Raw genomic sequence first — 11,841 nt, forward strand, 5'->3', positions numbered from 1 at the left:
TCCCATCCTCAAGCAATAAAACATACGCTGACCAATATTCAGATGCTTCAAGACATCATTTTTCCATCTAGAGACCTCAGGTTTGATTGCTAATTTATGTGATTTTTTGAGCACTGATTCTCTATGCTTTGCTATGATGAATTTCAATAGCATCTTGATCAATTCCATTTCCAATCTATGAGCCAAGCCATTTCACATCGCGCCTTACAACCCGAATACCGACTCTTGGTTTTCTTGGTGTCGATTGGCTTTTTTATGCAGGCTTTAGATACCACGATTGTCAACACCGCCATTCCTGCCATGGCCATACATTTAAATGAAGATCCGCTGAACATGCACAGTGTGGTGGTGGCGTATGTTTTGGCTGTCGCTGCGTGCATTCCTTTAAGTGGTTGGTTGGCTGATCGTTTTGGCGTACGCAATACCTATTTGGCAGCCATTGTCATTTTTACGCTGGCTTCACTGGGTTGTGGCCTATCGCAGAGCCTCAATCAACTGCTGCTATTTCGTATTATTCAAGGCATCGGGGGAGCATTGCTGTTGCCTGTCGGTCGCTTAGCCATGCTGAAATTGATTCCACGAGATCAATTTTTATCTGCCATGAGTTTAATGAGTCTGGCGGGGTTGATTGGACCCTTAATTGGACCAACTCTGGGTGGATGGCTGGTTGAAGTTGCCACTTGGCATTGGATTTTTTTGATTAATTTACCGATGGGTATTTTAGGCATTTTAGTGACCTTAAAAGCCTTACCAAATGCCACTGAACCTAGCGTACAAGCCTTCGATTTTAGTGGTTTCCTATGGTTAGTCGTTGCCATGGTCGGGCTGTCTTTAGGCATTGAAAGCTTTGCCAGTACAGCTCATAGTCATTGGCAAGGGCTGGCTTTGATTGGACTGGGACTATTCAGTTCAGCCATCTATGCCTATCATGCCCACACCCATCAAAATGCTCTGTTTCGAAGCCGATTATTTAAAAATAAAATCTATGCCATTGGTATTTTAGGCAATTTCTTTGCGCGACTGGGCGGCAACGCCTTCCCATTTTTACTGCCCTTAATGTTGCAAGTGGCTTTCCATTTTGAGCCCTTCATCACTGGATTGATGATGATTCCTTTGGTCTTGGGTTCATTGGTCTCCAAGCCGATTGTGCGGCCTGTGATTCAAAAATTTGGCTATCGAACGGTACTCATCGTTAATACCATACTGGTGGGGAGTGCCCTCGCCAGTTTCGCTTTGACCACGGCGGATACGCCGCTCTGGCTAAGAACACTGCACTTTTTTATTTGTGGCATGTTGAACTCAACCCAATTTGTCGCCATGAATACCTTTACCTTGAAAGATCTGTCTCAGCAAAATGCCAGTAGCGGGAACAGTTTCCTGTCCATGATCATGATGCTCTCTATGAGTATTGGGGTCGCACTTGCTGGTACCTTGATTAATCTCTTTACTGCACATTATGGGGTAGCACAAGTCACAACGGCTTTTCAAATGACCTTTATCTGTCTGGGTACCATCAATATCATCACTGCTGCAATTTTCTGGAAAATTCCCAAAAACAGCAGCATATAGTCCTTTTGCAAAACGCACATGGAGTCAATTTTATGATCGCGTTATCATAGCGCCACTTGATGAGATTAAAGCACGCATGACCAAATCAACACGCATCACAAAATCCAGCTCCTTTATTGCCTCCTGCATTGGCGTAGGAACATTTTTTCTTGCTGTGCTGCTCTACATTTTTATTTTTCATCAAAATTCCGCTTCCGCACAAGAATTTCCAGTACAGGGCTTCGATGTCTCCCATCATCAAGGTGAGATTAACTGGGCACAGATACCACATAAAAAATTCCAGTTTATCTATTTAAAAGCCACCGAAGGGGGGGATTTTAAAGACCGTAAATTTCAGGACAATTGGCTCCAAGCCCGTGAACATGGCTTTTTGGTTGGAGCCTATCATTTTTATCGTCTCTGCCGCGACGGTAAAATTCAGGCGCAGAATTTTATTGAAACCGTACCCAACAAACCCGATGCTTTGCCGCCAGTCATTGATTTGGAATATGACAGTAACTGTATCAATGCCTATACCAAAGAGCAGTTATTGGCTGAAATTCAAATTATGCACGATCAGCTACAACAGCATTATGGCAAACAACCGATTTTTTATATTTCAAAAACTTTCTATAACATCGTTTTAGCAGGTGAATTCAAAAATACACCGCTTTGGGTGCGTGAATATCAAGGGCAACCTGAACTTAAAGGCAATCCCCAATGGACCTTTTGGCAACATACCAATCAAGGCACAATTCAAGGCATCAGCAAACCCGTCGATATGAACGTCTTTCATGGTTCAGTGTATGACTGGAGTATCTTCTTACAAAAGAACGGCATTCAACCGCTTACCCCTACCACACCTTAAAGACTTTTTATGACTCCATTCATGGATTAGCCACCTTAGCCGTCATTTTCTGTCGCGCTGATGCAGGTCGAGCTACACAGCTTTGTTGGAGCATGCCATACTCACAAGTAGAGGTTAGTGAATTTTGGGCGATATGAGAAAAATCATACATATTGATATGGATGCGTTTTTTGCATCGGTAGAATTACGTGATCGTCCAGATCTACAACATTTGCCTGTGGTGATTTCATCGCATCATCCACGTGCGGTCATTGCAGCAGCCTCTTATCCCGCACGGAAATTTGGGCTGCGTTCCGCCATGTCGATGACTCAAGCGAAAAAACTTTGCCCTCAAGTCGTGGTGATTGAACCCAACTTTTATAAATATCGTGAAGTTTCCGCACAGATTCACCAAATTTTCCAACATTACACGCCACTGATTGAACCGCTATCTTTAGATGAAGCCTATCTGGATGTCACCGAAAATTTGTATGCTTTAGCCAGCGCAACCGAAGTGGCACAACGTATCCGTGCCGAAATTTTCCAAAGGACGGGTTTAACGGCTTCTGCTGGGGTGGCACCGAATAAATTTCTGGCAAAAATTGCCTCGGATTGGAATAAACCTGATGGGCTCTGTGTGATTAAACCCAGCCAAGTACAAAATTTTATTCAGCATTTGGCCCTCAAAAAAATTCCAGGCGTCGGTAAAGTTACTCAGGAAAAATTGAGACTACTGCAATTGGAAACCTTAGGTGATTTACAGAAAATTGAGGAAAGCACCCTGATTCATCACTTTGGGAAGTATGGTCACCAATTGTTTTTATATGCACAAGGCATTGATGAACGTCCTGTACAGGTTGAGCGGGAACGGCAGCAAATTTCCAAAGAAACCACGTTTGATGATGATTTTACCTTACAACAATGTCAGCCCTATTGGGCAAAACTCACGGCACAGGTCTGGGAAAGTTTAAATAAAAAGCAACTTATGGCGCGCGGAGTGACCGTCAAACTGAAATTAAAAAACTTTCAAGTACTTCAGCACAGTAAAAGTTTTAAAATTCCTCTCAATAATCTTGCCGAATTAACGCAAGTTTTAGAACTGTTACTTAGTGAAATGCATATTCCTGCCGAATATCAGTTCCGTCTGATCGGTGTGGGTGTTTACCAATTAAATCCTACCGATGATCTACCTCAACTCAGTCTCTGGTAAGCTATTCTTGTATTTTTTTTAAACGAAAGAATAAAAATACAACAATTAACCCTACACTTTTTTTATTTTTAGGTTAACCTATTTCACGCGATACATTATCCATGTAAACGCTAAAATGCTAAAAATCACCTTTACTTTTAGCATGTTGTCCTGTGGTGAACGCGACGATCCAATCCGAGTATTACAGGGCAATTCTGAACATATTACATGGGTTCTGATTCAAACAATAAAAAATTCAAACTGTATCAATATGATACTTTCTCTTGTTCTTCAAATTTCTGAACCCTATTTTCCAATTATTTCTCAAAGCAATTACCCTTTCTCTTGCTGTATGGGTCATACAAAACACCATTTGCAGATCACGCCCGATCACGTAAACTGATCGCTCTCTTTACATCATGGAAATCACATGACGGTTCAACGTTTACATGTCGAAAAGCGTTTTTCTGAAATTGCTATTTCAGGTAACTTGGTTCATCTCGCAGGTCAACTGGCAGCAGATACCAGTCTCGATATTAAAGGACAAACCCAACAGACTTTAGACATTATTGATCGTTTTCTTGCGGATGCTGGCACAGATAAACGCCATATTCTGTCGGTCATGATTTTTTTGAAAGATATTGAAAATGATTATGCAGGCATGAATGAAGTTTGGGATGCATGGTGCGCAGATATGCAAGCACTGCCTCGCACCTGCGTTGAAGCAAAAATGTACACACCTGATGTATTGGTTGAAATGACCGTGACCGCCGTCCGCCCAGAATAAACTGAGCTCAAATCAGCTTGAACAAGCATTCAGGCTGATTTTAACCCCATAGTTTTAACTTACGTTTTTCATGATTGTGATAAAAATTATACTTTTTCAATGACGTATCTAGCTCTTGCGTATCAGGTTCTTGCCACTCTTTACGCAGTTCACCTAAGAAATCCCGTCGAATTTGCTGATAACTAGGCACTTCGTCATAACGAATCACACGATAACCCGCCATCGCCAATAGCGCATCTTTATACTGTGTTTGCTGAAAACGCTTTAACGTATTCGGATCATCTAAACCAATAATCGCCACAATCTGATGCGATGCATCGAGTACCACAAAATCTGCCAATAAATTACGATACTTATTTCGGGTACGACTATATTTTGTCGTCATCAAGGCATCATAAGAAACCTGTGCCAAGATAGTATAGCTTGGAAGAATTTCTTTTAAGCGAGCAAAGGTCAACTGCTGATTTAAACTAAAAACTGCACGCCGCTTAAGCACACTATCCTGTTGTTTTGATTGATTATTAAAACTTTTAAAAATCATGCAACTGAACAACAATAGGAGTCCTATCAGTAAATACATACTCATAAATTTATTCCTTTAATCTATTTCTTATAATCCTGCGGCTTTATACCGATTTTTTATGCCGAAAAATCGATTATAGCGCCTCTATTTTTATTCAAGCGTTCAAGTTAAAAAACGATATTTATCTTGACGAAATTATTATAAAAACCGACCACACATCACTTGACGCGAGTCAATTAACTCGTGTGTTTTTTATACACACATAAATTGAATAAAATTACTTTAGCCTAATCCTCAAGCAAGATGCAATTCATCTTAAGTCTTGAACAAGACAATTCCGACGAACTGAAGCCAAAAAAAGACGCCGAAGCGTCTTTTTTATCTATCTCAAGCACGTGCTTTCGGGTTTTTTCTTTTCTTTGATGCAGTTGCATCAAAAGGACGTTTCTCACCTGTTTCACGCGGCGGCAAACCTGTATGCTGCGTTAAAATCTGACCACGTTCAGGACGTTTTTTCGTATTCGATGGGCGAGATTGATTTTTCGCTTGTTGATTACGACTCTCGCCATTACGTTTTTGTGAATCACCATCCACGGTTGAGTTTTTCTTACGAGCAGACTGATACTGACCTTCTGTCCCTTGCGGTTGATAGGTTGGAATCAAATGCTGTTTTGAATTACCAATCAAATCTTGGCGACCCATTTCTTTTAAAGCTTCACGTAATAATGGCCAGTTGTTTGGATCATGATAACGCAAGAATGCTTTGTGCAAACGACGTCGCTTCTCACCTTTCACAATATCAACATCTTCGGTATATCGCGCCACTTTGGCTAATGGGTTTTTACCCGTGTGGTACATGGTGGTCGCTGTCGCCATTGGTGATGGATAGAAGGTCTGCACCTGATCGGCACGGAAACCATTCTTTTTCAACCAAATCGCCAAATTCATCATGTCATATTCGGTTGTACCCGGATGCGCTGCAATAAAGTACGGAATGAGATACTGTTCTTTACCTGCTTCTTTACTGAAACGATCAAACATTTGTTTGAAACGATCATAGGTCCCGATGCCCGGTTTCATCATCTTCGACAATGGACCTTTTTCGGTATGTTCAGGGGCAATTTTTAAATAACCACCGACATGATGTTGTACCAATTCTTTAACATACTCAGGATTTAACACCGCCAAGTCATAGCGTAAACCTGAACCAATCAGAATCTTTTTGATACCTTTAAGGGCACGTGCTTTACGGTATAACTGCGTTAAAGGTGCATGATCGGTATGTAAGTTTTGACAAACACCCGGATACACACAGGATGGTTTACGACAGTTCTTTTCAATTTCAGGATCTTTACAATGCAAACGGTACATATTTGCAGTTGGGCCGCCTAAGTCAGAAATAATGCCGGTAAAACCTGGCGCAGTATCACGAATCTTTTCAACTTCACGTAAAATTGATTCTTCAGAACGGTTTTGAATAATACGCCCTTCATGTTCTGTAATCGAACAGAAGGTACAACCGCCAAAACAACCACGCATGATATTGACAGAGAATTTGATCATATCAAATGCAGGGAAACGTGCATCACCATAAGCAGGATGTGGCAGACGTGCATAAGGCAAATCAAACACATAGTCCATTTCTTCCGTCGTTAACGGAATCGGTGGGGCATTTAACCAAACATCACGCTCGCCATGCTTTTGTACCAAAGCACGTGCATTTCCCGGATTGGTTTCAAGGTGTAAAATACGGTTGGCATGGGCATATAAGACTGGATCATCTGCCACCGCTTCAAATGCTGGCAAACGGATTACAGCCAGTTCACGTGGCGGTAATTTATGTTTAATCGCCTTTGAAGACGGCTGTAATTGCACAATTTGTGTATCAGGATCGAGTTGATCCCCTTCACGGATAATTGGATTGGCAACAATTTCTTTTTGGAAATTTTGGTATTGGGTTAAAGAATTACCCTTATCTTTTTCAATTTCACAACCATCTAAATCTTCAGTCATCACATAAGGATTAATGATCGGATCAACACGACCTACGGTATCCACATCATTCGATGCAATTTCTACAAATTTAGCTTTAGATGGACGGTTTAACTTATTCACGATAAATGCCGTACCGCGAACATCGGTAATTTCGTGAATTTTTTCGCCGCGTGCTAAACGATGCATGACTTCAGTAATTGAACGCTCACCGTTACCGTACATCAAAAGGTCCGCTTTTGAGTCCATCAACACTGAACGACGAACTTTATCTGACCAATAGTCATAATGTGCAATACGACGTAAAGACGCTTCAATTCCACCTAACAATACAGGTACATCTGGAAATGCTTCACGCACACGTTGGCAATAGACGGTTGCTGCACGGTCTGGACGTTTATTGGGTAAATTATCTGGTGAATAGGCATCATCTGAACGAATCTTACGATCTGCCGTATAACGGTTAATCATCGAATCCATGTTCCCTGCGGTCACACCCCAAGCGATATTGGGCTTACCCAAAACGCGGAAGGCTTCAACATTGGTCCAATCGGGCTGTGCGATAATACCAACACGGAAACCTTGCGCCTCTAAAGTACGACCAATAATGCCCGAACAAAATGATGGATGATCGATATAAGCATCTCCACACACCAAAATAAAGTCGCAACTATCCCAACCGAGTTGATCCATTTCCTCGCGCGACATCGGCAAAAATGGCGCAGGTTCAAAGCATGACGCCCAATATTTGTCGTAATCAAACAACGCTATTGGCGCAGTCTGCATGGTATAAGCAGTAGACATGGCTAGCAATTCTCGGCTGGCAGATGGAAGATCCAAAATAGATCAAAGATGAAAGCCGATCATTTTACCATGAATTAGATTCATCTTGCTTGATTAAAATATATACAAAAACAAGCATCTAAAAATTTATGTTTATTGTGAAATCAAAATCATGCAGATTAAACCTCTGCATGTTGATGCGGCTGTCTGAGATCATTTAACCACCACCCTTTCTATCGCCTTGGCTTCAATCAGGTGGTGTTTAAAATCAACTTTTCTTTCACGCAGTTTAGATCATGAGCTTGCGATTGAACGCTTTGCTGTCTCTAAGTTTGGCTGCTCTTGTTGCGTACTACCATCCACAGAAACTTTTAAATTCACCATAAATACCGCTAAGGCAGCAATAATGCCGGGAATCGCAATCACCAAAAAATTCATTTGATGTGGCAACTGTAAGGTCAATAATGCACCAGTCAAAATAGGACCTACAATCGCGCCAATCCGCCCAATGCCTGATGCCCAGCCCATGCCTGTCGAACGAACTGCGGTTGGGTAAAACTGTGCCACGAAGGTGTAGAGTAAAATTTGTGAGCCAATAGTTGCCGCACCTGCCACTGCAATCAGCGTATACAACACCGCCTGTGGGCTATTAAAACCGAGTAAAATCAAAGCTAAAGCACCGACAGTAAACATAATACTCAGTACGGGTTTTAGGTGGAAACGATCTGCCAAAGCACCGCCACCAATCGCACCGACCATGCCACCAATATTCAAGGCAAACAAGAACAACATACTGGCACCCAGTGAATAGCCTGCTTGAATCATCAATTTTGGCAACCAACTACCCAGTGCATAAACCATCAGTAAGCACATGAAAAAGGCAACCCAGAACATCAGAGTACTGAACAGTCGTCCTTGCTGGAATAAGGCACGTAAAGGTGCTTCATCACCTGCGATGCCGTCATTCAACACAAATCGTGTTTCCGCATTTATGTGTTGTTCAGGGCTGATTTTTTGCACAATCTCAGCCACTTGCGCTGTTTCGCCTTTTTTGGTTAAGAACATTAAAGATTCGGGTAAAAACTTCCAAATGATGGGTAAAGCCACAAACGGAATCCCTGCAATAAAGAACATGATTTTCCAGCCGTAATCTGTTACCAGCCATGCCCCCAATAAAGCGGAAGTCATACCACCAATGGCGTATCCACTAAACATAACGGCAACCAAAGTGCTACGAATACGTTTCGGTGCATATTCGGTCATCAAGGCAACCACATTCGGCATCACTCCTCCAATGCCCAGTCCTGCCAGAAATCTTAAAATACCAAATTCAACAGGTGAGGAAGCAAAGGCACCTAAAAAAGTAAATCCACTAAAGATTGCTACACAAATCATAATGGTTTTTTTACGCCCTAATTTATCTGACAGCGTCCCAAAACTCATAGCACCAAACATCATGCCAAACAATGCCGTACTGGCGAGTAAACCTGCTTGTACCGCACTCAGCCCCCACTCTTGCATCAATAAAGGCAAGGCAACGCCATAAATGACTAAATCATAACCATCAAAAATAATAATCAATAAACACCAAATCAAAACACTCCAATGAAAAGGAGTAAATTTGGCTTCATCAACCAGCGTATTTATATTTAAAGTTTGTGTGCTCACGCTTCACCTCCAACTTGTGAAATCATCCCAAAATAGACTTACACAATGCGGTAAAGCTGCTTTATTGTCCAAAACCGATTGCATATATAGATATGCCACAAAGGTATACAATTACTTCATTATTCATGCTTTTATGATCTTTAAGATATAAGTATGCGAACCCGACACAAGGTCTTAACAAAGTTTGACTGGGAAAACATGCCATAAATGGTTAATTTAAATACAAGAATAAAAAATGGAACCCTCATGCTTATATATCTTATTATTGGTAGCATCCGAGAAGGCCGCACAGCCATTAAAGTTGCGCAGTGGAGCATGGATTGTATTTCTGATTTTGCCCTGCATGACATCCATATCGAACTGATTGATTTAAAACATTGGGATTTAGCTTTGTTTTCAGGTTCGCATCCGCCTGCCACGGGCATTTATGATCAACCCAAACAACAACAATGGGCAGATAAAATGGCCTTAGCCGATGCCTTTATTTTTATTAGCCCTGAATATAATCATGGTTATAGCCCTGCCCTTAAAAATGCCTTAGATTATCTAGGCAAAGAGTGGCAAGGCAAACCTGCTGCATTTATTGGTTATGGTACGACCAATGGCTCTCGCTCCATCAGCCAAATCCGTCAAGTGACATTAAGTTTAGGCATGGTTGATCCCAATGCAGTGTTGGAAATTCGGGATATTTTTAAACGCAATAAAGAAGAAACCTTTACAGCAAATGAGTTTGAAATCGATGGATTAAAGCAAATATTAAATAAACTGATCAAATATCAATGATAAAGCCAATTATGTATGATCATCTGTGTTCGATGATATTTTCCACTTCCAAGAAATCCTGCATCCAACAGAATTTCTTGGACACGACACTCACTAAATTCACGTACGTCTAAAACGTTCAAATGATGATAAAAACTCAATCAAGATGGGCACGGCATTGCCGAAACGCTTACATAATTTTTTTCAGATTCAATCACCGCAGCAGATCGCTCAAATGCTTTCGTTACAATCTCACCGATCAAACTCTCTTCTAATTGGGCTGTAGCCAACCTTGCAGCAAATCCTAGATGAAAATCTAACAGCCAATTTGGAGGGGGTTTAGGCAATGGTAGTCTTCGAAGATCAATCTGAGAGGTTAACCAAGGTATTTTTTTGGGCCACCTTGAATAAGTCGGACACCAATCATCCAGATCATCTAGAATAGAATTGGAATTCAATCCAAAACGGTTTGCAAACCAAGCCATCTGTATAAATTCAGAGGCAACCAGTGCACCCCATTCTGAAGGCGGTAATTGTTGTGAACTCACTACAACTGGCGAATGTTTACCAATGATCCAAGTTTCAGCAGACGGGCAAGTAAAACGCGGTATAACGATGTCATAAATGGTCGGATTTCGCTGTGCGATAATGGCGAGTAATCTTGAATTCAGTGTTAATGTCGTTGCCATGAGAATAGCCTCATCTTACTGACTTCAAAAATAAAAATCTTTAAAGAAAGTTCATATCGTCTCATAACCAACTCCTTAAGTTGATGTTTAAGAGGTCATGTTGTCATAACCTCTTTGAGAATAATGCGGTGCAATAATAAGGGACTCCTTTGTTAATTTTTTTAATTCTGAAAGATATAACGCTTTCGTTTAAATCGTTCTAGACCTCCTCGTTTTCTTGCGCATTATCATCGAATCTTAGATTTTTAATGTGATGACCTTCCCAAGTGATGTATTCCTCCGCAAATTAAACAAATAATGACTTATCCCGAATCTAAGTAAAATTACTGAACACGATAGATCTTTGCAAATTCATACGTTCCTTATATTGAAAAATTTTCCTGTTGAGTAACTTTATTGTGTACTGAAAGATTGAGGGTTTTTCCATACATCCAATCCAAGCATTTCATCTCAGTCTTTTTAAATTGTTTACCTTTCAATCAAGACAAAATTACTATAGAACGCAGGCATACCTGAGTCAAAGTTAGATCATGACTGGGTTTTAGAAATATCTGTGATCAACTTATATTAATACAGATGAAACATGCCATATAACCCAATAATTGACGGTATTATTTTAAATTTGTTTACATTTCAAACAATATTTTTTAAAACATTAGGTTTATAAAACCAAATCGCATTTTAAAAATATCCCAGACTGCATCGTTAGAAGCATCTCAAAATAGGCTTAACCTCTAGAGAGGCGGATTCAGACTCAGTACAACAATAAACTCTCAGCTTAAGCTTCAGCTACCAGCAAATCATTTTTACTAATTCATCTTCCTGCCCATTACGATGGTTTATCAGGGTCTGTGCGTGTGGAAATAAAGTATTATTTTCCAGATAGAGAAACACCCCCTGATCTGATGACCAGGGGGTGTTTGAATAATGAGCTGGCGATGACTTACTCTCACATGGGTAACCCCACACTACCATCAGCGCTAAGAGGTTTCACTTCTGAGTTCGGGAAGGGATCAGGTGGTTCACTCTTGCTATTGTCGCCAGCACAACTGT

General features: G+C 40.9%; 9 protein-coding genes and 1 rRNA gene. 5 read left to right on the forward strand and 5 right to left on the reverse strand.

From position 1 onward, the window contains the following. Positions 1-177 precede the first annotated feature (177 nt). From mdtD to E0H87_RS15780, 4 genes are all read left to right on the forward strand, one after another. Positions 178-1,569, forward strand: coding sequence for a multidrug transporter subunit MdtD (gene mdtD / locus E0H87_RS15765; protein WP_131324465.1), 1,392 nt, complete (start codon positions 178-180; stop codon positions 1,567-1,569). A gap of 76 nt (positions 1,570-1,645) precedes the next feature. Next, complete coding sequence (locus tag E0H87_RS15770; RefSeq protein ID WP_131324466.1) at positions 1,646-2,416, forward strand: GH25 family lysozyme; 771 nt, start codon at positions 1,646-1,648, stop codon at positions 2,414-2,416. A gap of 133 nt (positions 2,417-2,549) precedes the next feature. Then, a complete protein-coding gene (gene dinB / locus E0H87_RS15775; protein WP_131324467.1) occupies positions 2,550-3,605 on the forward strand; it encodes a DNA polymerase IV in 1,056 nt (351 codons plus the stop codon). 409 nt (positions 3,606-4,014) lie between these two features. Further along, positions 4,015-4,371 carry a RidA family protein gene (locus tag E0H87_RS15780; protein ID WP_131265384.1) on the forward strand — a complete coding sequence of 119 codons (357 nt, stop codon included), beginning with the start codon at positions 4,015-4,017 and terminating at the stop codon, positions 4,369-4,371. 40 nt (positions 4,372-4,411) lie between these two features. On the opposite strand, the gene E0H87_RS15785 is transcribed toward E0H87_RS15780, so the two are convergent. The 3 genes from E0H87_RS15785 to E0H87_RS15795 form a co-directional block, all read right to left on the reverse strand. Next, positions 4,412-4,957 carry a DUF2726 domain-containing protein gene (locus E0H87_RS15785; protein ID WP_131324468.1) on the reverse strand — a complete coding sequence of 182 codons (546 nt, stop codon included), beginning with the start codon at positions 4,955-4,957 and terminating at the stop codon, positions 4,412-4,414. 324 nt (positions 4,958-5,281) lie between these two features. Further along, complete coding sequence (locus tag E0H87_RS15790; protein ID WP_131324469.1) at positions 5,282-7,690, reverse strand: YgiQ family radical SAM protein; 2,409 nt, start codon at positions 7,688-7,690, stop codon at positions 5,282-5,284. A gap of 273 nt (positions 7,691-7,963) precedes the next feature. Next, positions 7,964-9,337, reverse strand: a complete 1,374-nt coding sequence (locus tag E0H87_RS15795; protein ID WP_131324470.1) for an MFS transporter — start codon at positions 9,335-9,337, stop codon at positions 7,964-7,966. 246 nt (positions 9,338-9,583) lie between these two features. On the opposite strand from E0H87_RS15795, the gene E0H87_RS15800 reads away from it, so the two are divergent. Continuing rightward, positions 9,584-10,120, forward strand: coding sequence for an NADPH-dependent FMN reductase (locus E0H87_RS15800; RefSeq protein ID WP_131324471.1), 537 nt, complete (start codon positions 9,584-9,586; stop codon positions 10,118-10,120). Between the two features lie 140 nt (positions 10,121-10,260). Here the strand turns inward: E0H87_RS15800 and E0H87_RS15805 are convergent, their stop codons facing one another. Continuing rightward, positions 10,261-10,788, reverse strand: a complete 528-nt coding sequence (locus E0H87_RS15805) for a hypothetical protein (protein WP_131324472.1) — start codon at positions 10,786-10,788, stop codon at positions 10,261-10,263. 930 nt (positions 10,789-11,718) lie between these two features. Then, positions 11,719-11,833, reverse strand: a 5S ribosomal RNA gene (gene rrf, locus E0H87_RS15810). Positions 11,834-11,841: the final 8 nt, after the last annotated feature.

The sequence above is a fragment of the Acinetobacter sp. ANC 4178 genome (assembly GCF_004331175.1).
GTDB lineage: Bacteria > Pseudomonadota > Gammaproteobacteria > Pseudomonadales > Moraxellaceae > Acinetobacter.